Origin of the sequence: Methylobacterium sp. 77 (genome assembly GCF_000372825.1) — a bacterium.
Classification (GTDB): Bacteria; Pseudomonadota; Alphaproteobacteria; order Rhizobiales; family Beijerinckiaceae; genus Methylobacterium.
The window spans coordinates 2,068,135-2,089,467 of record NZ_KB910516.1; the positions used below are offsets into that span (position 1 = coordinate 2,068,135).

At 68.0% G+C, this 21,333-nt stretch carries 24 protein-coding genes; 2 read left to right on the top strand and 22 right to left on the bottom strand.

What is annotated here, in order from left to right:
- Positions 1-242: 242 nt before the first annotated feature.
- Positions 243-1,097 carry an intradiol ring-cleavage dioxygenase gene (locus A3OK_RS0109825; RefSeq protein WP_019904699.1) on the top strand — a complete coding sequence of 285 codons (855 nt, stop codon included), beginning with the start codon at positions 243-245 and terminating at the stop codon, positions 1,095-1,097.
- Between the two features lie 36 nt (positions 1,098-1,133).
- Here A3OK_RS0109825 and A3OK_RS0109830 read toward each other — a convergent pair whose 3' ends face one another.
- The 4 genes from A3OK_RS0109830 to A3OK_RS22650 form a co-directional block, all read right to left on the bottom strand.
- Positions 1,134-2,585 carry a DegQ family serine endoprotease gene (locus tag A3OK_RS0109830; protein ID WP_019904700.1) on the bottom strand — a complete coding sequence of 484 codons (1,452 nt, stop codon included), beginning with the start codon at positions 2,583-2,585 and terminating at the stop codon, positions 1,134-1,136.
- Positions 2,586-2,674: 89 nt separating this feature from the next.
- Positions 2,675-3,364 (bottom strand): hypothetical protein, encoded by a 690-nt coding sequence (locus tag A3OK_RS23305; protein ID WP_019904701.1) that lies wholly within the window; start codon positions 3,362-3,364, stop codon positions 2,675-2,677.
- Positions 3,365-3,633: 269 nt separating this feature from the next.
- Complete coding sequence (locus A3OK_RS0109840; RefSeq protein WP_019904702.1) at positions 3,634-3,993, bottom strand: phasin; 360 nt, start codon at positions 3,991-3,993, stop codon at positions 3,634-3,636.
- Positions 3,994-4,318: 325 nt separating this feature from the next.
- Positions 4,319-5,557, bottom strand: a complete 1,239-nt coding sequence (locus A3OK_RS22650; RefSeq protein WP_081631243.1) for a glycosyltransferase — start codon at positions 5,555-5,557, stop codon at positions 4,319-4,321.
- Positions 5,558-5,773: 216 nt separating this feature from the next.
- Between A3OK_RS22650 and A3OK_RS0109850 the strand changes: the two genes are divergently transcribed.
- A complete protein-coding gene (locus A3OK_RS0109850) occupies positions 5,774-5,956 on the top strand; it encodes a hypothetical protein (protein ID WP_019904704.1) in 183 nt (60 codons plus the stop codon).
- A 109-nt stretch (positions 5,957-6,065) separates the two neighbouring features.
- Here the strand turns inward: A3OK_RS0109850 and A3OK_RS0109855 are convergent, their stop codons facing one another.
- The 18 genes from A3OK_RS0109855 to moxG form a co-directional block, all read right to left on the bottom strand.
- Positions 6,066-6,869, bottom strand: a complete 804-nt coding sequence (locus A3OK_RS0109855) for a succinate dehydrogenase iron-sulfur subunit (protein ID WP_018044517.1) — start codon at positions 6,867-6,869, stop codon at positions 6,066-6,068.
- A 67-nt stretch (positions 6,870-6,936) separates the two neighbouring features.
- Entirely contained in the window at positions 6,937-7,497 is a 561-nt protein-coding gene (locus A3OK_RS0109860; protein ID WP_036302755.1) for a hypothetical protein, read from the bottom strand.
- Positions 7,498-7,553: 56 nt separating this feature from the next.
- Positions 7,554-9,374, bottom strand: a complete 1,821-nt coding sequence (gene sdhA, locus A3OK_RS0109865) for a succinate dehydrogenase flavoprotein subunit (protein ID WP_019904706.1) — start codon at positions 9,372-9,374, stop codon at positions 7,554-7,556.
- A 28-nt stretch (positions 9,375-9,402) separates the two neighbouring features.
- Positions 9,403-9,816: a succinate dehydrogenase, hydrophobic membrane anchor protein gene (gene sdhD, locus A3OK_RS0109870; protein WP_019904707.1), complete on the bottom strand. Its 414-nt coding sequence runs from the start codon at positions 9,814-9,816 to the stop codon at positions 9,403-9,405.
- 12 nt (positions 9,817-9,828) lie between these two features.
- Entirely contained in the window at positions 9,829-10,230 is a 402-nt protein-coding gene (sdhC, locus tag A3OK_RS0109875) for a succinate dehydrogenase, cytochrome b556 subunit (RefSeq protein WP_019904708.1), read from the bottom strand.
- A gap of 156 nt (positions 10,231-10,386) precedes the next feature.
- Positions 10,387-11,709, bottom strand: coding sequence for an SLC13 family permease (locus A3OK_RS0109880; protein ID WP_019904709.1), 1,323 nt, complete (start codon positions 11,707-11,709; stop codon positions 10,387-10,389).
- A 161-nt stretch (positions 11,710-11,870) separates the two neighbouring features.
- Positions 11,871-12,506, bottom strand: a complete 636-nt coding sequence (locus A3OK_RS0109885) for a response regulator transcription factor (RefSeq protein ID WP_019904710.1) — start codon at positions 12,504-12,506, stop codon at positions 11,871-11,873.
- Between the two features lie 43 nt (positions 12,507-12,549).
- Positions 12,550-13,080: a hypothetical protein gene (locus A3OK_RS0109890; RefSeq protein WP_026597096.1), complete on the bottom strand. Its 531-nt coding sequence runs from the start codon at positions 13,078-13,080 to the stop codon at positions 12,550-12,552.
- Complete coding sequence (locus tag A3OK_RS0109895) at positions 13,077-14,030, bottom strand: YncE family protein (RefSeq protein ID WP_019904712.1); 954 nt, start codon at positions 14,028-14,030, stop codon at positions 13,077-13,079. Before A3OK_RS0109895 ends, A3OK_RS0109890 begins: the two co-directional genes overlap by 4 nt.
- On the bottom strand, positions 14,027-14,578 hold the full coding sequence (locus A3OK_RS0109900; RefSeq protein WP_019904713.1) for an SRPBCC family protein: 552 nt from the start codon (positions 14,576-14,578) through the stop codon (positions 14,027-14,029). The genes A3OK_RS0109895 and A3OK_RS0109900 overlap by 4 nt, the downstream gene beginning before the upstream one ends.
- Positions 14,579-14,581: 3 nt before the next feature.
- Positions 14,582-15,571 carry a vWA domain-containing protein gene (locus A3OK_RS0109905; RefSeq protein ID WP_019904714.1) on the bottom strand — a complete coding sequence of 330 codons (990 nt, stop codon included), beginning with the start codon at positions 15,569-15,571 and terminating at the stop codon, positions 14,582-14,584.
- Complete coding sequence (locus A3OK_RS0109910; RefSeq protein ID WP_019904715.1) at positions 15,568-16,185, bottom strand: hypothetical protein; 618 nt, start codon at positions 16,183-16,185, stop codon at positions 15,568-15,570. The genes A3OK_RS0109905 and A3OK_RS0109910 overlap by 4 nt, the downstream gene beginning before the upstream one ends.
- A gap of 134 nt (positions 16,186-16,319) precedes the next feature.
- A complete protein-coding gene (locus A3OK_RS0109915; protein WP_155912146.1) occupies positions 16,320-17,363 on the bottom strand; it encodes a vWA domain-containing protein in 1,044 nt (347 codons plus the stop codon).
- Between the two features lie 11 nt (positions 17,364-17,374).
- The gene (locus A3OK_RS0109920) at positions 17,375-18,295 is read right to left on the bottom strand and encodes a hypothetical protein (RefSeq protein ID WP_019904717.1); all 921 of its coding nucleotides are present in this window, start codon (positions 18,293-18,295) and stop codon (positions 17,375-17,377) included.
- A gap of 7 nt (positions 18,296-18,302) precedes the next feature.
- Positions 18,303-19,133, bottom strand: a complete 831-nt coding sequence (locus tag A3OK_RS0109925; protein ID WP_245259425.1) for a DUF58 domain-containing protein — start codon at positions 19,131-19,133, stop codon at positions 18,303-18,305.
- A 23-nt stretch (positions 19,134-19,156) separates the two neighbouring features.
- Positions 19,157-20,188, bottom strand: a complete 1,032-nt coding sequence (locus A3OK_RS0109930) for a MoxR family ATPase (RefSeq protein ID WP_019904719.1) — start codon at positions 20,186-20,188, stop codon at positions 19,157-19,159.
- A 110-nt stretch (positions 20,189-20,298) separates the two neighbouring features.
- Positions 20,299-20,589, bottom strand: coding sequence for a methanol dehydrogenase [cytochrome c] subunit (locus A3OK_RS0109935; RefSeq protein ID WP_019904720.1), 291 nt, complete (start codon positions 20,587-20,589; stop codon positions 20,299-20,301).
- Positions 20,590-20,680: 91 nt separating this feature from the next.
- The gene (gene moxG / locus A3OK_RS0109940; protein ID WP_019904721.1) at positions 20,681-21,271 is read right to left on the bottom strand and encodes a cytochrome c(L), periplasmic; all 591 of its coding nucleotides are present in this window, start codon (positions 21,269-21,271) and stop codon (positions 20,681-20,683) included.
- Positions 21,272-21,333 lie beyond the last annotated feature (62 nt).

A 21,333-nucleotide genomic window follows, 5' to 3' on the forward strand; every position in this document is an offset into this window, starting at 1 on the left:
ATAGAGCAGATCGAGCGGCTCCCTCATCACGTCGCCGATCCGCGAGGTGGCGGAGGAGACGGGATCGGCTATCGCTGCACGAAGCTATAAGGAGGCGTGGATCGCGATCCCTCGGATCGTCGGGCAGCCGATGGAACGGCTCATCCGCGCCGATCGCCATTTGCGGCAACATTCGGGATACAGGGACAGGGCAGAAAGTGCCCCATCGCCGAGAGGATGTCGTCGAACCGGAGCCCCACGCCATGTCCTGCGACCACGGCCTGTCCCGCCGCGCTGCCCTGTTCGGGCTGACGGCCTCATCCACCGGCGCCTTCGCCGCGACGAAGGACGCGCATCCCGCCCGGAGGATCCCCCTCGATTCCGATGCCTGCATCCTGACACCGCAATCGATCGAGGGCCCCTACTACCTCGACCCGCGTCTCGTGCGTTCCGACATCGCCGAAGGTCGCAGCGGAGTTCCCCTCCGCCTTCGCCTGCGCGTGATCCACGCGGCAGCCTGCATCGCGATTCACGGTGCCCGCGTGGATGTCTGGCATGCCGACGCCCAGGGGCTCTATTCCGGCTACCAGGGCCAGGGCGATACCCGAAAAATCTCGACCCTGGGGCAGGCCTTCCTGCGCGGAACGCAGGCCAGCGACGAGAATGGCTGGGCGACGTTCGAGACGATCTATCCCGGCTGGTATCCCGGCCGGGCGACCCACATCCACTTCAAGGTCTTCCTCGACGAGCGCACGCTCGTGACCGGGCAGATGTATCTCGTCGAGGCGATCAACGAGTTCGTCTACGGCAACATCCCCGCCTACGGGAAGCGTCATCAGCCGCGCGAGATCCTCAACGCCACGGACAGGATCGCGCTGGACGAAGACCCGCAGCGTCTTGCCTTCTGCGCCATCAAGGAGGAACGCGACCGCTACGTGGCGACCCTGTCGGTGGGTGTCGACCGCCGAGCCCCCCGGCATTCCGGCGGCCTCGGCCCGATCGCGGGAGCAGGGTTCCTTCTCCCCCCGCCGCTCAGAAGCCTCCTCGGCTTCGGCTCGACCCCCAACTTCGCGGACAGGGTCGATGCCCTCGTGCCGGGCGCCAGGGCCCGGCCATAGCAGCGGCTTTCCCCGCCGCCCCGTCGCGATCCGGCATCAGCCGCCGAAAACCGACGTCAGAACCTCGCCGCCGCGATTGATCGAGACTTCCCACATCCCGGCGGTGGACCGTGTCAGGCGCTCGAGGTCCTTGGTGGTCGTCACCGGTGCGCCGTTGATCGCCACGATCACGTCGCCGATCTGGAGGCCGGCACGGGCTGCGATGGAGCCCTCGTCGACGGACGAGACCGCGACTCCCTCGCTGGCGAAGTCCTTCTGCAGCTCCTCGGCCACGGCCGGAGAGGTGTTGACCAGGGTGGCGCCGAGGAAAGGTGAGCGCGTGCGCACCTTCAGCGCATCGCGCGGACGTGTCTCCGGAGCCGAGGCGAGCTTGACCGAGACGGTGGAGCGGGTGGTGCCACGCAGAATCCCGAATTTCGCGGCTCCGCTGATGCCCTTGAGGGCGAAGCGGTAGCCGAAGGCTTCCGGATCGTCGACGACCTTGTCGTCCACCGTCAGGATCAGGTCGCCGCGCTTGAGGCCCGCTTCCTCGGCGGGGCTCTTCGGCTGAAGGCTCGCCACCAGGACGCCGGTCGGATGGTCGAGGCCCATGCTCTCGGCGATGTCGGGCGTCACGTTCTGCACCCGCGCGCCGAGCCAGGGACGGCGCACAGTGGTGGCGCCGCCCTTGGCCGTCTCGACCACGGCGCGGACCATGCTGGTGGGGATGGCAAAGCCGATGCCGTGGCTTCCCCCCGATTGCGAATAGATCGCGGTGTTGATGCCGACGAGTTGTCCCTGGAGATCGACCAGGGCGCCGCCCGAATTGCCCGGATTGATCGCGGCATCGGTCTGGATGAAGAACTGGTAGTCGGACGAGCCGACCTGGGTGCGCGCCAGAGCCGAGACGATGCCTTGCGTCACCGTCTGGCCGACGCCGAACGGATTGCCGATCGCCATGACGAAGTCGCCGACTTCCAGGGCTTCCGAATCCCCCATGGGCATCGGCACGAGGCCGCCGACCGGGCTCTTGATCTTGATCACGGCGAGATCGGTGCGGGGATCGCGCAGGACGATGGTCGCCTCGAACTCGCGCCGGTCGGAGAGCGAGACCCGGACCTCGTTCATGTTGTCGATGACGTGGTTATTCGTGATGACGAGGCCGGATTCGTCGACGATGACGCCGGAGCCCAGGGATTTCTGCGCCCGCTCGCCCGGCATGCCGCGCCCGCGTCCGGAGCCCTGCTCGCCGAAGAAGCGGCGCATGAACTCCTCCATGGCGCTGCGCGACGTGCCGCGCTGCTCCGTATGGGAGGCGTAGACGTTCACCACCGAAGGCGCCGCCCGTTTCACCACCGGGGCGAAGGAGAGCTGGACCTCACCTTTCGAGGACGGCACGGCCTTCGCCGATCCGTGCGGCTCCTGCGTCTTCATCATCTGCGCGTTGGCGCCCGATGAGACGAGGAACGTCGCAGTGACGAGGCAGGCGAGCAGCGGCCGACGAAACATCGCGATCTCCCGGATTGCGCGCGCGAACGGCAGGACCGCCGCGGAATCCGGGATATCTAGACGCGCCGGCCCGTCGGCGCGAGGGGTGTTCAGGCCACGCGGACCGATGCGGCGATGCGACCGGCGCGGCGCGCGAGGCTGGCGAAGCAGCTCAGCGAGGCATCGGCCGCCCGCTGCATCTCGCTGACCTGAAGCCGGAGGGCATCGGCCGGGTTCTTCGCCGTCGACAGGGCACGCCAATGTGCGAACGTGGCGATGCTCTCGTTCCGGACATAGGCCGTCAGCGTGTCGTTCGCGGCGGTGATCTCTGTCAGGGCGGAGGCGGGAACGATCCGCTGCTGCTGCGAGGCGAGATCCTGGGCCGATGCGATGGCGGTCTCGATCTCGACCGGCAGAAGCGACTCCGACAGGGCTTCGCTCTCCTCAGCCGCGCTGTCCGCGATCGGAGGCGGCGCGGCGTCCTCGCCCTGCGCGACGGCGGCGGTGTCGTCGGAAGAGACGTGCTCGGCTTCCGGCTCCTGGGGCGTGGGCGCCTGGAGAGACGATTCCTTCGATGCGATGGTTTCGGCAATCGCGCCGTCGCCGATGGCGGGAGCCTCTTCCGCCGCCTGCGCCGAGAGCAGCGCTGCCGGCGAGACGCTCTCGAACAGAGTCTCGGTCACCGGTGCCTCGACGACATCGGCAGCGGGTATCTCGACCGTTCCCTCGTCCACCGTCGCATCCTGCGGCACGGCCGCGGCATCGTCGGCGGTCGCGGCGAGTTCTGGGACGTACGTCATGGCTGCACTCGCTTCAGTCGTGGAAAGCTGGGTCGGGCGTGTGGTCTTGCTCCTCGCGCGATCGATGGGGCGTCCTTGTCGGCGTATGGCCATGATTCGCGTCCTCCTCGTCCAAAGTCCGCCGCGTACCGCCCGATCCTGGCGAGTGCCGTCTCGCGGTTCACGCCGAAATCCGGGTTGGCTGCCACCGGGGCAGCCGACCCGTATCCCGGCTCTTCACCCTTCGCACGATCCGGCACCGAGCCGGTTCGCGCGAAGACGATCCTGGATCAAACGCTCTTCGTGACGTTCGGAGCAAGGGCGGCGAGATCCTTGGCCTGGGCCTGCATCGTGGCGATCTGCGTGCGCAGGAAATCGCTCTGAAGCTCGAAGGCCTCCTTCAGATCGCGGGTGCGCACCAGCTTCTGGGCGAAGTCGAAGGTGGAGCTCGCATTCTGCTGAACCTGGTCGAGACCCTTGGCGACCACGGCCTGCATGGACTCGTTCACCGTCTTCGACGACGACTGGACCTGCTCGGCGGACTTGATGACGGTGCCGAGCAAGCTGCTCACGGCGGTCCGGGCCTGATGGACGCTCTTTTCCGCGAAGTCGCGCAGCTCGGCGGGGATCTCGTAAGTCGGGGCGTTCATGTCGTTCCTCACTCAATGATCGAGCGCGACACGTTGCAGCGCGCCGCAACATCGATATGTTGCAGTGCAATATAGAAGTCAAGATCCAGAGGGGAACAACCTCTGCGCAGTAGCCGTGCCGCAAAATCGGTCGATCTCAACAATCCGGGCAGAAAACATGCAGGGTTCATCAATGTAGGCAGGCGGCAGCGCGGAGGTCAAATCGAGGACCGATAGTAATGACAACGCCGCGGCTGTGTCATGTATTCCAAGGGGCGAATCATGGCTCGCCGTGCGGGTATCCGGAGATTGCGGGCGGCAGAGTTCTTGCCGGACGTTCGGGTATCTACGCGCCGAGGACACCGGCCCGCTGGGGTGGGAGCTTTCGCGCCAAGCGCTCATAGAGCGTGACGAGGGCGTCGGCATGAGCGCCGATCGTCAGGGGTGCGTCCCAGTAGCGGGCATGGGCGGAGCGCCCGAGATTCTCGGCCGTCGTCGCGTCGAGGCGCCGAAACGCTCCCGCGAGAGCATCCCGTTCGGGCGCCACGATGAAACCCGTGACGCCGTCGATGACCTTTTCGGCGGCGCCCGAGCGATTCGATGCCACGACGGGAAGCCCGGACGCCAAGGCCTCGTAGACGGTCAGTGGGCCGGTCTCGAACCAGCGGGAGGGGGCGGCGAGTGCCCGCGCCCGACGCGTGAGAATCGCGGACACCTCTTCCGGCGATCGCCATCCGAGCATCTCCACATGCGGCTGCGCGCGCAATTCCGCTTCCAGCGGGCCGGTGCCGACGAAGAGTGCCGGCATCCCGGCATCCCGCGCCGCGTCGGCCACGAGGTCCGCTCCCTTCTCGCGGGTGAGGCGACCGACGAAGGCGATGGCCTCCGCTCCCGCCGGATCGGCCCGCACGCCCTTCTCGATGCGGACGGGATTGTCGATGCGGTGATGGCTGACGGATAGCGAGCCGAACAGCCCGTCCATGCGTCGGATGCTGGCATCGCAGACATGGATCACGTCGAGATGGCGGGCGCGCAAGGCGACGCGCTGAGCGACGCTCCGACTGACGCGGATCGCCTTGTGGAGGCGAGTCTTGGGATCGCAGGGAGCGGCGATGCAGGCGGTCGAGAGCGGCGTCAGCCCGCAGGGACGGCCCTGATCGAACCGGTAATAGACGCCGTTGGGGCAGGCCAGGAAGTAATCGTGGAGCGTCACCACCAGGGGAAGGCCGCTGTCGAGCAGGACCGGGAAGATGCTCGGCGACAGGCTCCGGGTCCATTGATGCAGGTGGATGGCATTCGCCGGATGCGGGAGGTCAGCGAGCGCGGCGCGCAGCCGTGCCGCAGAATCCCGGCTCCAGATCCCGGAGAGTGCGGCCTCCAGGGCCGGGCGGTTCCAGATATCGGAATTGCCGAGACAGATCCGCCGGATCTTCCGATGGTCGAGGAGCGGATCGGCCGGTCCCTCGATCGCCTGGATGAAGGTGACGTCGATGCCGGCCTCGGCGAGACCGCGAGCGGATTCCACCGCGACCTTCTCGGCGCCACCGCTCGCCACGGCGAATTCTGCGAGGATCACGATATGCATGACGTGTCCGAAGCCTCGGCCGGCCTCCGAACCAGTGCCGTCCATGCCGCGAGCGCCAGGGTAGGCGTCATCGCCTCACGTCCGGTAAACGCCGCCCGCCGAGGAACCGATCGCTGGTCGGCCGGCGAATGAAGGGATCGGGTCCCCGCCCCTCGCGTTGGTTCCGATGAAGGTGCCGTCCGTCGAGGCGGTCAGGCAAGCGCGAGGAGAGACGCCATGTCGGACACGAAGCAGACACCGAAATCCGAGAACGACGATCAGCGCCGCATGGATCCTGCGCGCACCGGCGACAAGAAGAATCCCGAAAACCATCAGGATCAGATGAGCGAACGCCTGGACGAGGCGCTCGAGGAGACGTTTCCGTCGAGCGATCCGGTCTCGGTGAAAATCACGAAGTAGCGGGATCGAGCGACGGATAAGAAGAGGCGCCGCGATGCAAGCCATCGCGGCGCCTCGTGTTCGTTGGTCTTGAACGGTTCGACGCTGGGCCGTGGCAGGTCAGCCTGCGTCAGACCTCGCGCGACACCATCATCTTCTTGATCTCGGCGATGGCTTTTGCCGGGTTCAGACTCTTCGGGCAGGCATTGGCGCAGTTCATGATCGTGTGGCAGCGGTAGAGCCGGAACGGGTCGTGAAGGGCGTCGAGGCGCTCGCCGGTATTCTCGTCACGGCTGTCGATCAGCCAGCGATAGGCTTGCAACAGGGCCGCGGGACCGAGGAAACGGTCGCCGTTCCACCAGTAGCTCGGGCACGAGGTCGTGCAGCAGGCGCACAGGATGCACTCGTAGAGCCCGTCGAGCTGGGCGCGGTCCTCCGGTGTCTGCTTCCACTCGCCTTCCGGCGCAGGGGTCTCGGTCTGGAGCCAGGGTTCGACCGAGGCGTGCTGGGCGAAGAAATTGGTGAGGTCGGGCACCAGATCCTTGAGCACCGGCATGTGCGGCAGAGGATAGATCCGCACCGCGCCGGTCTTCTTGCCCTTGGCGTGCTCCTGGCATTCGTCGATGCCCATGGTGCAGGCGAGCGCGTTCTGGCCTTCGATGTTCATGGCGCAGGAGCCGCAGATGCCCTCGCGGCAGGAGCGGCGGAACACCAGGGTCGAGTCGACCTTGGCCTTGATCCACAGAAGCGCGTCGAGGACCATCGGGCCGCAATCGTCGCGGTCGACCTGATAGACGTCGACGCGCGGATTGGCTCCGTCATCCGGGTTCCAGCGATAGATGCGGAATTCCTGGAGGTTGTTGCCGCCCGTCGGCCGAGGCCAGGTCTTGCCCTCGGTGATCTGGGAATTCTTGGGAAGGTTGAACTGGGCCATGTTCCGTACCTCGATGGATGCTGTGGCTTCGAGCAGCGGTCTGACCCACTGCGAACCACCGGATTCCCTATTGCTGGGCTAGCCAGCGCGTGATGAATTGCTCAGCTTCTGCCTGTGGCGCCTGCGCCGCCACGGGGCTCGACAGGCGGAACTTCACGAACTTCCCGCGCAGGCCGGTGATGCACATCAGGCTTTCGGTCGACCCGAGAGCCGTGTGATCGATCGCGAAGGCGCGACAGGCGAATTTCCGTCCGGTCGCCCCGTTCAGCCGGACAACTCCGCGATCCTGACTGCTACGGTAATGCCCCCGCTCCACCATCGCGCCGATCTCGCGGACGGCATGCTCGGCCTGCGTCGCGACGGCTGGTGACGTCGCCCCCTCGGGAATGGAGGCCACGCCGCCGTCATAGACATAGACATCCGCCTTCCAGCGGCCGTTCGTGTAAACGACGGAATAGCCGTAACCGGGTGCCCGGGATTCGTAGTCCGTCCTGGGTCCGCGAGCGAAACCGGACAGGTTTTCCGGGAAGGCGAAATCCGGCGCACGCGCCAGCGCCGGAACGATCAGAAAGAGCCCCGAGACGCCGAGCAGGAGGGTTCGCGCTCGACGCTGCCGGGTCGCGAACACCGATCCGGCACGCCCCAATCCGCCCGGCGAACGTGCGCGGAGCCCCCGAACTTTCATCAATACACCCGTGCCTTCGGCTCGATGTACTGGATCTCGTTCGACATCGTGTAGGTGTGAACCGGGCGATAATCGATGTTCACCTCATGGGACTTGTCGTCCAGCCACGACAGGGTGTGCTTCATCCACTCCTTGTCGTCGCGGTCGGGGAAATCCTCGCGGGCATGGGCGCCGCGGCTCTCCTTGCGGTTGGCGGCGGATTCCATGGTGACGACGGCCTGACCGATCAGGTTGTCGAATTCCAGGGTCTCGAGCAGGTCGGTGTTCCAGATCAGCGAACGGTCCGTGATCTTGATGTCGGCCTCGCCCTGCCAGACCTTGTGGATCAGGGCCTTGCCCTCTTCCAGAACCTCGCCGGTGCGGAAGACCGCACAGTTGTTCTGCATCGTCTTCTGCATCTCGGCACGCAGTTCCGCCGTCGGCGTGCCGCCGTTCGCGTAGCGGAAGCGGTCGAGGCGGGTGAGCGCCTTCTCGGCCGAATCCTTCGGCAACTCCATCTGGCGCGCGCCCGGCTCGACGATCTCGGCGCAGCGCAGGCCCGCCGCCCGGCCGAACACCACGAGGTCGATGAGCGAGTTCGAGCCGAGGCGGTTCGCCCCGTGCACGGAGACGCAGGCGGCTTCGCCGAGCGCCATCAGGCCCGGCACCACCGTGTCGGGGTTGCCGTTCTTCAGGGTGAGCACCTCACCGTGATAGTTCGTGGGGATGCCGCCCATGTTGTAATGCACCGTCGGCAGGACCGGGATCGGCTCCTTGGTGACGTCGACGCCCGCGAAGATCTTGGCCGATTCCGAGATGCCCGGCAGACGCTGGTGCAGGATCGCCGGGTCGAGATGGTCGAGATGCAGGTAGATGTGGTCGCTGGTCTTGCCGACGCCGCGTCCGGCCCGGATCTCCATCGTCATCGAGCGCGAGACCACGTCGCGCGAGGCGAGGTCCTTCGCCGACGGGGCATAGCGCTCCATGAAGCGCTCGCCCTCGGAATTGGTGAGGTAGCCGCCCTCGCCGCGCGCACCTTCGGTGATGAGGCAGCCGGCGCCGTAGATGCCGGTGGGGTGGAACTGCACGAATTCCATGTCCTGCAGCGGCAGGCCGGCGCGCAGCACCATGGCGTTGCCGTCGCCCGTACAGGTATGGGCCGAGGTCGCCGAGAAGTACGAGCGGCCGTAGCCGCCGGTGGCGAGGATCGTCATCTGGGCGCGGAAGCGGTGGATCTCGCCGGAGGCCTGATCGATGGCGATGACGCCGAGGCAGCGGCCCTCCTCGTCCATGATCAGGTCGAGGGCGAAGTATTCGATGAAGAAGTTGGTGTGGTTCTTCACCGCCTGCCCATAGAGGGTGTGCAGCATGGCGTGGCCGGTGCGGTCGGCCGCCGCGCAGGTGCGCTGGGCGGTGCCCTTGCCGTAATCCGTGGTCATGCCGCCGAACGGACGCTGATAGATCTTGCCTTCGTCGGTGCGCGAGAACGGCACGCCCCAATGCTCCAGCTCGTAGACGGCGGCCGGGGCGTTGCGCACGAGGTACTCGATGGCGTCCTGGTCGCCGAGCCAGTCCGATCCCTTCACGGTGTCGTACATGTGCCAGCGCCAATCGTCGGGGCCCATGTTGCCGAGGGAGGCCGAGATGCCGCCCTGCGCCGCCACGGTGTGTGAGCGGGTCGGGAAGACCTTCGAGATACAGGCCGTGCGCAGGCCGGCCTGGGAGCAGCCCACCGTGGCGCGCAGGCCGGCACCGCCGGCGCCGACGATGACCACGTCGAAGGTGTGATCGATGATCGAATAGGCGGGCGCGCCGTTGCCGTTGGTTCCGTTGGTGGCCATGGGCAGATCCTTCGGTTTCGGGGGCGGGTCAGACGAGCTTGCCGAGGCTCACGCGCAGGATCGCGTAGAGGCAGGCAACGGCGACGACGACCGCGTAGGCGTTATTGGCGAACAGGCTGGCGAACTTCAGGCCCTTGTCGTGGACGTAATCCTCGATGACGACCTGCATGCCGATCCTCATGTGGAGCGTGACCGAGATCACGGCGAGGATCAGGACGAGCGCGACGAGCGGGTGCGACATCAGCGCGACCGCCTCGGGATAAGGGCGGTTGGCCATCATCGCGACGATCACGATGAAGCCGAGCATCAGCGGGACGTTGGCCGCGGCGGTGAGGCGTTGGTGCCAGAAGTGGCCTGCCCCGTGGCCGGAGGCGCCGAGCCCCTTAACCCGGGCGCGCGGGGTCCGCATGGTCGCGTTCGGGGTCTGACGGATGTCTGCCATGGCGATCGCTCCTCAGCGCAGGACGAGGGCGAGCGCCCAGATCAGGACGGTCAGGATCACGGAGCCGATCAGAGTGGCGCGGGCCAGCCCCATCCGCTGCTCGCGGTCGAAGCCGTAACCGAAATCCCAGACGAAGTGGCGCAGGCCGCCGAGCATGTGGTGCATCAGGATCCAGGTATAGGCGAACAGGACCAGCTTCCCGACGATGGAGCCGAAGAACCACGCGACCCAGGCATAGGCTGCCGGCCCGGAGGCCAGCGACACGAGCCAGATCGCCACCAGGGCGGTGCCGCCGTAGAGAGCGGTGCCGGTGACGCGGTGGAACACCGACATCGCCATGGTCCAGGTCCAGCGGTAGATCTGGAGATGGGGCGAGAGCGGCGGGGCGACCGTGGGTCGAACGGTAGGTGCCATTCTGCGAAAGTCCTCGGCGTTGTGGTGCCAATGGCAGCAGCGATGCTGCTCAGATTGGACCGTCTCTAAAGGGGTACGGCCTATGCGCCAATGCGCCAACCGGTGTTGATGTGCATTGCGGTGTGACACACCCGCCCGATCGTCATTGGCGAATGTTCACGGAAAGTGGCCCAGCACGCGCCACCAGAGATAGTCGAGCGGCGTCACGACGAGGAGCGAGGCCAGACCCGTGACGAGGGTCAGAATGGTCGCCGACCGGAGCGGAACCCGCCCCAGATCCATCGCCATCACGATGGGTGGCGCCTGGTAGGGCAGGAACAGCGTCGAGTATCCAACGACCTGGATCATCACCACGCTCGCAAGGTCCAGACCGCTCGCGCGCGACATCTCACCGGCCAATGCCGTGTAGAGGGCGGGAGCGCCGTTCGCGGTGACGAAGACGGCGAAGACCGACGCGATGATCGTCAGAACGCCGAAATTCTGCGCCGACGCGCCGGGTTCCAACGGTGCCACGGCGAGCAGGGCATGGCCGAGCCTGGCGCCGAGCCCGGTCTCGTTGACGATTGCCACCAGGCCCAGAAGGGCCGCCACGTAGAAGCAGGTCCGCAGGTTCACCGCGCCGAAGGCCTCCGCCGGCAACACGCCGATCCGCGGCAGGAGACAGATCACCGCCGCCGTCAGTCCGACCCAGGCCGGGGCGATATGGTGGAGGCTGTCGGTCACCCAGAAGGCCAGCGTGAGGGCGAGGATGACGGTGAGGCGCCGCTCCTGGGGCGAGAAGGGCGGCATCGACTCGCTCGCATCCGTCGCGGCGGGGCTCATCCGGTCGGGGAACAGCCGCACGATGGCCGCCACCAGGATGATGCCCTTCACGCCGGCGAGCACCGGCGCGTGGAGCAGCAGATAGGGCAGGTAGGCGAGATGCAGACCGTACAAGGTCTCGGCCGTGCCGGCCATGACGAGGTTGGGAACGTTGGCCGGCAAGATGGCGGCCGAGAGGAGCGGCGTCGCCAGCCCCACCGCGAGGACCGCTCCGTGCCGTCCGGGCCGACCCGGCTCGAGGCCGAACGTGTCGCAGAGCGCCAGCACCACCGGGATCAGCAGGGCGATGCGTCCGAGATTCGAGGGCATGACGAAGGCGAGGGCGAAGGCCAGGGTGACGATGGCCGCGATGAAGCCGGTATAGGAGCCCGACAGACGGCCCGCGAGACTGCGCGCGAGCCGGGTGCCGAGGCCGGTCCGCGTGATCGCTAGCCCGACCACCATCCCGCTCAGCACGAGCCAGAAGGCGGATGACGAGAATCCGGAGAAGACCGTTGTTGCCGGCGCGAGCTTGAACAGCATCGCGGCGGCGAAGAACAGCATCGCCGTCACCACCTCGGCCACGATGCCGCTCGCCCACAGACCCATGCAGACGACGAGCAGAAAACCGGTCACGAGGACCGTGGAATCGCCTGCGAGGATGGACGCCGCCTGCATCTGAGGGAAACGCTCCGCTCCGACCGGGCACGAAAGATCGTGCCCGACATCGTGGCGCGGACACTGATCTCGAATTGGAGTGGTTCGCAATTCGGATGTTGCCCACCGATCCTTCGCGAACGGCGAAGGATCGCAGCTATGGAGCGCATCGTGGCCGCTGTTCAGCGCACCCGTTTCTCCTGATCCACGGCGACGCGGATGAGGTCGGCCAGCGTCCGCACGCCGAGCTTCTGGCGCATGGCGGAACAGGTGTTGAGGACGGTGCGGTACTTGATCGAGAGGGTGTCGGCGATGCTCTGATACGAGGTGCCACGGCTGAGGAGCGAGAGGATCTCACGCTCGCGATGGCTCAGATCGGCCAGGGGCGAGCGGCGGGCCCCCGCCTGCAGCACCGCGATCTCGACCGCGAGATCGTGATCGAGATAGCTCCGTCCGGCGCGCACCGCCTCGAAGGCTTTCAGGAATTCGGCGGTTCGCACGTCCTTGAAGACGTAGCCGATGGCGCCGCTCTCCAGGGCGCGCGAGACGATGACCGGGTCGTTGTGCATGCTGAAGGCGAGGATGCGCGTGTCTCTCGCCAGTTTGTGGATCCGCTTGATCAGCGACAGGCCGGACAGCCCCTCCCCCTGCAGGCTCAGATCGGCGACGACCATCTGCGGCCGCAGGCGATGGAAGATCCGGTAGGCCGCCATGATGTCGGTCGCCTCATGGATCGTCTCGACCCCGGCATCCTCCATCAAACGGCGGAAGCCGCGCAGGACCACGGGGTGGTCGTCCACCACGAGGACGGCCGTCATCGCCCGGCCTCGCCGTCGCCTGATGTTCGTGGGGTAAGGGCGGTCACGGCGTCGCTCGTCCTTCGTTCTGGACCGAATAGCGTTCGTTCAGCCGCGAGAGAGCGCTCGTCCGGTCGGCACCCTGCTGTCGCGTGTTGTAATAGTGCTGGCACATCTCGCCGAAGAGCTGCTTGCGGTGGGTCGCTGCTGCGACCTCCTCCAGCCCGTCGAGGAGGTCGGCATAGGGTTCGGGCTTGCCCGCCTCCGCCAGCATCTCTCCGAGCTGGACGGTGCGGTTGGCGATCATGCGCGGATCCTCGATGAAGGATTCCTTGGCGCGGGCGAGGCTGTGGCGGAGGTGCTCGGTCTGCGACCCCACCTCCGGTGCCGGCGTGCCGGTCTCACGGCTCGCGAGCCAGCGGGCCGGCTCCATCGGATCCGTATGCGACAGCCAGGTTGGGACATCCGCATCGGATTTCGTGGCGACCACCGCCTGATCCTCGGTATTCGCCTCTCGTGTGCTGCTCTCCTCACCCCTGTCGCAGGCGGAGAGCGCGAGCGGGAGGCAAAGGAGGGCAGGTGCGAACCGTCTCATCGCGCCGCCTCCGATGCCCGGCCGACGACGAGGCTGCGCGGCCCCTCTGCCACCGGGATTCGGGCGGTCTCCTTCAGCGAATCCAGGTCGATGACCGACACCGAATCCGAGAACCAGTTCGCCACGAAGGCCGACGCGCCATCGACGGCGATGCCCTCCGGGTAGCGCCCCACCGGGATCGTCGCCTTCAGGACGAGGGTCCTGGCGTCGAGCACCGCCACCGTGCCGGCCTGCTGGTTGGTGACGAGAACGAGGCTACCATCCTCGCTCGTCGCGACCCCGTAGGGCATCCCGCCGATCGTCACCGTGGCGGTGACCGAAAGGGTGCCGGTATCGATGACGCTGACGTCGCCGCTGCGCACATTCGCCACGTAGAGCCGATCCTCGCTCGGGCTCAGCCCCAGGGCGAACGGCCCCTCGCCCACCGATACGGTCGCGATGCGCTCCATCCGCGCCGTATCGAGCACGCTGACCTGCCGGCTCTCGCGGTCGGCAACGTAGAGCCGGCCCTTGCGATCGATGACGAGACCGGCCGGGTCTCTGCCCACGGCGCAGATTCCATCGACGGCGCCCGTCAGCGCCGACAATCGCACCACCCTCCCCCCGGCCCAGTCACCGACGAAGAGGCTCGCGCCATCGGCGGAGACGGCGGTGCCGAAGGCCTGTCCCGGAAACGGCAGGCGCCGCAGGACGGTAGTGTTCGGTCCGTCGACCACATCGATCCCCGCATGGTCGGGCTGGGTCAGGTAGAGGCGCCCGTCCGGCCCGGCAGCGACCTGCGCGATCCCCTGCCCGACCGAGACCGAGGCCACGACGCTGTTCGAGCCGGCCTCGATGCGGCTCAGCGCTCCCGCCCCCTGGCTCGCCACATAGACCGGCCCGGCCTCGACCGTAGGGACGGCGAGGCCGAGGGCGAGAGCGGCGAGCAGGATCGAATGCATCGCGCTCATTGCGTCGCCTTGCCCTCCAGGCGTGCCTTCAAGCCCTTCAGGCCGTTGCCGAAATAGAGGTTCATCGCCTCCTTGCCGGCGGCGTCGCTCAGATCTTCCGGCGGCTCGTTGCCGGTATCGCCGCGATAGAAGCGACCGATCCACTCGACCTTCGAGCCGTCGCCCTCCGGCGTCACGGTGAGCGACGCCGAGTAGGACGAGACCGGCAGCGCCTTCAGATCGGCCTCCCCGAGGCGGTAGGAATAGCTGCGCTTGCCCGCATCCCACTCGTCGAGACCCTCATCGAGGGTGCCGCCGTTCTTCAGGGTCACCGTGCGGCGGCCGCCCGAGGCGTTGCCTCCGGTGCCGGTGCTTGTCGCCACATCCGGATGCCATTTCGAGACGCCGGCGAAATCGCCGACCACGGCCCAGACGGCGTCAGGCTTTGCCGCGATGGTGATGGATTGGTCGATCTTCTGCGGGGTCGGGCCGTGAGCGAGGGCCGTGGTCGCGAGAAGGAATGAGGTTGCCAGGGGAGCGAGGAGCGTGGTCGGCAGGGCAAGACGCATCGATCAGACCTTTTTCACCAGGACAGAACGGCCGGCCCCGACGAGCGGGGCGGCGAAGACGACGAGGATCAGAGCGAGGGCGATCCCGCCGAACAGGGGGCGCAGGTCGAGGCTTCCGGGGAGCGGGCGCGGAGTCGCCGCACGGGCGAGGACGTCGCCGAGGCCCGAGGGGCCGTCGAGATGGGCGTAGGTCAGGCCCGTCGCCTGCGCGAGGGTCTTGAGATAGGGCTCGCGAACGGAAGAGAGATGCTCCGTGCCGGAGGCCGCGGCGGCGCCGAAGGGCGCGTTGCGCGGATTGTAGCCTTCGCGGCTCTCGGCATCGGCCGGCGGTGGCCCGAAGCGGTTCTCCTGCTGGACGTCACCCGACCCGTAGAACCCGATCTCGCGGCCGCGATCGTTGTAGCGCGGGATCGGCGACAGGCCGTAGGCGCCGGCCCCGACGATGAGGCCGCGCACGGCGCCGGGCTTGCCGTCGAAGGTCGGACCGCCCGTGCTGGGCAGCGGCGGCGCTTCCTGCCCGTCGGTGACGAAGACGAGGTCGGTGCCGAGTTCCGCGGCCATCTCCACCGACCGGAACAGCCCGGCCGAAATCCGGCTGTCGCCCTCCCAGGCCATGCGCCAGTCGACGGCCTGGATCGCGCCGTCGAGGGGCGCGAAATCGGCGCAGACCTCGATCGGCGCGAACATCAGGAACGGCCGCCGCTCGGTGAAGAGGCCGAGCGCCACCCGCGAGCCGCAGGGCAGCGAGGCGACGAGATCGCGCAGGGCCGCCTTCGCCGTCTCGAGCCGGCTCGCCGGTTTGCCGTCCGGCCCGGCATAGTCGCGCACGTTCATGCTGCCGGTGATGTCGAGAACCGCGAGAACCTCGACGCCGTTGCGGGTCAGCGACAGGGGCCGCGCCACGAAGGTGAGCGCCACGAGACTGAAGGCTCCCGCCAGGAGCTGGAACCGCCGGTCGCGCAGGTTGCGCCGGACGAGGCCGATGGCGCTCATGGCTCCCCCCGTGGCTGGCCGGGGATCTCGGTCCAGATCTTCTTCGGCTCGGCCTTCAGCTCGTCGCCGGTCTTGCGGTCGAATTCCGGAAAGTCGCGCAGCAGGCGCGAGGCGACGTCGAGGTTGAACTTGGCGTCCCATAGGTCCGGCCGGCCCTGAAGGGCGCGGCGGTAATCCTGGCGTGCCAGGGTGATGAGCGGACCGGCGGGGTCGAGGTCGCCGCGTTCGAGATGGCCGAAGGCCTGTCGCAGGCGGGCATTGGCCAATGCGTAGCGGGCGCGTGCCGAGCGGTCGGTCTCGCTCTTCCGGTCGAGAGCCTCGATCAGTGGCTCGATCTCCTCCGCCACACCGCGCCGGGCGAGGTGCTGCACTCGGGCGAGCAGGACGGGAGGTGCCGCAGCGAGGGAGACCGGCACGTCCTTGCCGGAAGCGAGCGCCGCGATGGTGGCGTTGTCGCGCGCCACCCGCCAGGCCGCCGCGCCGAAGCCGAGGGCCACGAGGAGCAGGAGGATCGGCAGGGAGATGAGGAGGTGCGGGCGGGCGCGGCGCAGAGCGCCGCCCAGTCTGGCGCGGACTTTCCCTCTCCCCTCTGCGGGAGAGGGTGCCCCGCGCATGCGGGCCGGGAGAGGGGGCGACCTCTCCGGATAGCGCGCTCCCCTCTCCCGACCCTCGCTGACGCGAGGGCCATCCTCCCCCACAGAGGGGGGAGGGTTGGCGGCGCGAGTCGATGCCAGTCTGATTATCCTGCTCATGTGGCGAGTCTCGATGTACCCGGCTCTACGACCGAGGCGTCGACACGCCCTCGTCTCCGCCGCAGGCTCAGATCCGCTTCCGCGAGCTTGCCCGCGACCAGAACGAGAAGGCCGATCAGGCTCAGCACATAGGCCCATCCCGACAGGTCGCGGCGCGGGCGCTGCTCGGTATAGGGAATCGGGTCGCGCTCCAGCCGCTCGATCTGGCGGATGGCCTCGGCCACCGCCTCGGCGCCCTCGGCCTCGAAGGCGCGATAGGGCGTGCCGAGGCTCTTGAAAAACAGGTCGAGATGGCGCTCGGGCGCGGCCTGGGGCGTGTCCTCGCCCGACGGCTTGTCGGCGATGGACGGCGAGCCCTTGGTGCGCAGGAACAGCCAGTAGAGGTTGGGCCGGATGCGGGTGAACTCGGCGCGCAGGTTTCCCTGCACGCGCGGGTCGATCACCGCCGCGCCGTCGGAGACGATGAGCAGGGCGCGCGAGACGTTGCCCCCGGTGGCTCCGAACTGTGAGAGCGCCATGGCGAGCCCGCGCGCGACGTTGGTGTAGTCGAGGCCCGGCCGGTCTATGGCGGCGATGGCCGCGCGGACCGCCTCGTGCCGGTCGGTCATCGGCACCACGAGCATGGGCGCCGTCGAGAAGGCGGTGACGGCGAACTGGTCATGGGCGCGGCTGCCGACGAAATCGCCGAGCAGCCGGCGCGAGGCCGCCGCCTTCGATTCCTCGGCCCCCGAGGGCTGACGCCCGGCGAAGGTCTCGTTCATGCTCCCCGAACGGTCGACCAGCACCGAGACCTGCGCGCCGATGCCGGTGCGGGTGATGGTCTCGCCCGTTCTGTAGGGGCCCGACAAAGCGACGACGAGGCCGGCGATGGCGAGGATTCCGGCGGCGCGCAGGATCCACCCGATCAGCCGCGAGAGGCCGTCGACGGGACCGGCCGCGATGCTGGAGACCTGCGTCACCCGCTGGCTCGAGACGGCGAGCGGCAGGAATGCCAGGGGCATCAGCCACAGCACCCAGGGAGTATCGGCGGAAAGGCGCATCAAGGCGGCGCTCACGATGCGCGCTCGATGGCGGCGAGCCGCCGCGCCAGCGAGACGATCTCGGCCAGGGGCAGACGGCGCATGCCGGCCGCCGGACCGGTCCCGAAGAAGCTGTGGCGCGAGGCGTCGAGTAATGCGGCGAGGCCCGCCATCTCCCGGCCATAGGTGGGGTGCCGGACGAGGAAGGCGGGAAGGTCGTCGGCCAGAACCCGGCGGCCGTCGGTCTCGTCGAGGGCGCGGTGAAGGGCCAGCAGCGCCTCCCCATAGGCGGTCTCGGCGTCGTTCCGGCCGGCCAGCGAATGCAGCCGGCGCAGGCACAGGGCGAAGGCCCGCCCGCCCCGCTTGGCGAACGGCCACCACGTCCGGTCCCAGGCGAGCCCGGCGAAGGCGAGGAGGGCCATGGCCGCAAAGCCGGCACCTCCGACGAGTAGCGGTTGCGGATCGAGGCCCGCAACGCGCCCGTCCGGGCGCATGTAGCTCCGAGGATCCTCGCGGGCCGGCGGCTGGATCTCGCGCAGGGGCGAGATGGTGAACGACCATGACGGGACCTGCGCCTTGGCCGTGGTCGCGCCTGTGTCGGTGTCGCTCACGAAGGTGACGGCAAAGCCCGGGATCTCCAGCGCCCGCGCATCGAGAGCGGCGTAGAAGTTCTGGTAGGTGAGATCGAGGCGCACGCGGCGGCCATCGCCCGCCGCGGCTTCGGATACGGCGACGGTCCGGAGATCGAGCCAATAGGCGATGGCGCCGGGCTGGGGCAGCGACGCGGCCTGAAGGGCGAAGCCGGGCTCGACGACGATGTCGATCTGCGCGCGCACGAGATCGCCGAGAAAATACCCGAACGGGCGCGGCGTGCGCACCTCGACGGAGCGCACCTGGGCCTGTGCGGCGGCGGTCGAGCAGAGGAGGAAGAGGAGTGGGGCGAAGCGGCGCATTGGGGCTTCAGCTCGCCAACAGGTGGCGGCTGACCGCGTCCGGGTCGAGCTGCCCGGATAGACGGAAGGGCGGGCGCCCGTAAGTGGAGGCGATCCGGCGGAGGATTTCGGCCCGCTCCGCCTCGCGGGCGATCCAGCGCCGGCGCAGGCTCGGGCGCATGAAGACGACACGGCGCCCGGCGACTTCGAGATCGTCGAGTTCCATCAGGCCCCATTCGGGAAGCCCGTCCTCCTCGGCCGCGTCGGCGACGACCACCGGCACGAGGTCGTGACGCGACAGGCAAGCGAAGGTGTTCGCGATGGAGGCTTCCGGCCAGCGGAAGTCCGAGACCAGGAACACGATCTTGGGCCGGCCGACGAGGCGGCGGGCCGCCTGCTCCATCCCGTCCGCGCGGTCCGCGGTGCAGGCGGCCTCTTTGAGGCGGGACGCCGCCTCGTCGGCGATGCTGCGGCGCCGGCTCGCCGGCAGGAAGACGTCCTCGCGCACGGACCCGTCGCAGCCGATCAGGCCGAAGGCGTCGCCGATGCGGGTGGCCGAGGCGGCGAGACATCTGCAGAGGGCGCAGACCAGCTCCATCCGGTCGGCCTCACCGGAAAACCGCATGGAGGCGGACAGGTCGACCAGCGCCCAGACTTCCAGGGCCGTGCGGCTCTCGAAGCGACGGACATAGGTGCCTTCGAACGGATCGCGCAGGGTCGAGCGCACATCGATGCGGCGGGCATCCGGCATCCTAAGGAACGGAACCTGATCGCGGAAGGTGCCGAGGCCGCCGGCATCGCGGCCACGATGGGCGCCGGCCGCCGTGCCGGGAACGCGGCCGCGGGGGCGGTAGACGATGTCCGGGACCGGCTCGGAGCCCGTCACGGTGCGGGAACCGTGTCGAACACGGCCCGGCACAGCTCCGGCACGATGGTGCTGCGACGCATCTCGTAGATCGGTTCGAGGAACACCCTGTGCGCCATCACCTCGGGGAAGATCGCGCGGATATCCTCGGGCACGAGCCAGTCGCGGCCCTCGAGCCAGGCGCGGACGCGGGCGGCGCGGACGAGGAAGGCGACGCCGCGCGGCGAGGCGCCGCCCTGGATCAGTGCCGACATGTCGATGCCGGACAGCCGGATGCCGGCCTCGGCCGGGCGTACCAGAGCTTCCCAGAGTCCGACCACATAGGCCTCGATGGCGGGGCTTGCCTGGATGCCGTGCTGGATCGCGGCGCCGATCCCGGCCATGGCGGCGTGATCGAGGACGCCGCCGTCGATGCCGGCGATGAGCGCGTCGGTGTCGTGGAAGCGCGGGTCGAACACCAGCGCGCGGCGCGCCTCGGCATCGCGCGGTGCGTCGAGCCCGATCTCCATCATGAAGCGGTCGCGGGCGGCGGCCGGCAATTCGAAGGTCTCCTCGCGTTCGACGCGGTTGCGGTCGGCGAAGACCTGGAGATTGGGGAAGCGATACTCGCGGTTGAACGCGTTCAGGCTGCGCTCGGCCATGAGGCGGAGCAGGAGCGAATGGACCTGCGGTCGCGCACGGTTGATCTCGTTGAAGAAGAAGATCGACAGGTCTTCGGATTGCCGCAGGACCGGACCCGGCTCGACGCGGGGGCGGCCGTCATCGGCGAGGTAGGTGTGGTAGATGAGGTCGGACGGCATCATGTCCACCGTGCCCTCGATCCGCTCATAGGCGCCGCCGAGGGCGCGCGCCACGGCGCGCAGCAGGGTGGTCTTGCCCACGCCGACATCCCCTTCCAGCAGCACGTGGCCGCGGGCGAACAGCGCGATGGTGAGGAGTCTGATCGCGCGGTCCTGGCCGACGACGGCGCCGCGAACCGTGCGTTCGAACCGGCCGGCCGCCTCGCGCCAGTCGGTGAGCATCGCGTCGCCGGAGCGGATGTCGTTCATGGGGTTTGCCTTTGAGGACAGTGGCCGCGATCTCCCGACGGAGCGGTCCAGGCGCCAGGGGGGATCGCGGTCACCGTGATGGCCGCCCCGATGTGAGGGCGGCGGCGACGTTAGTTGGAGGAAAGCTTGGTGACGTCGTATTCGAACTTGCCGGTCTTCTTGGCGGCTTCGATGCGCTTGGCGTTGCGCTCCTCCATCTGCTTGATCGAATCCGCCTGCTTGCTGAGTTCCTTCGGGTCGTGCTTCGGATCGTATTTCGAGCCGGCGATCTTCTCGGGGAAGCCGGGCTTGGGCTCCCAGCAATTGCCGGCGGCCTTGCACTTGGTGCCGTCATAGGCGAGCGCGGGAACGGCGAGCAGCGCGCCCGCACCGATTGCCAGGGCCGTGATGAATGTCCGCATGGTCGTCTCCTCTGGTTTTGATTGTTACGGCGTTCGCCGCTTCTCGCTCACCGCGCGATGTCCCCTCGCGCGAGGTGACTTCCTCGAACGCTCATTCCAGCGGCTTGCACTGGCCCTTCACGTCCGTGGGGAAGGTCTCGCCCTGCTTGTAGGGCGTGTATTTCTTCTTTTGCTCATCGTTGAGCCAGACAGCATCCTTGACCGGACCAGTATAGAGATGGCGGATCCAGGTGATGACCTGGAGCATCTCGTCCGGGTTCAGGTTTTCGTTGTGAGGACCCATCATGCCGTTGGCGCCGCCGAAGATCGTGGCGAACAGGCCCGTATCCTCGGTGTTGGACGGATAGGTCCAGTAATTGTCGTTGAGGCCCGGTCCGAGCTTGCCTTCGGCGAGATGACCGTGACAGCCGGAGCAGGACGTCGCGAACAGGGATTCGCCGTTGCGCAGGCATGACTTGTCGTCGATGTAACTGTTCTTGCCGGTCTGGAAGAACTCCTTGACCGCTTGAGTGTCGCGGCCGCCCTCCTTGCCCTCGGACGTATCGAGCTGCTCGCCGGTGACGGTGTTGCGGAAGGTCATGCCGGTGGAGGGGCCCGCATTCGGCTGGGCCAGGGCCGCCGCGCCTGCGGAGGCGAGGCCGAGCCCGAGAAGGGCGGCGATGACACGGTTCGTGTGACGCATGAATCTGCTCTGTTTATCCCCGGACTTGCGGCCGAGGTGGGCGTACCGGTGCGATCGCACCG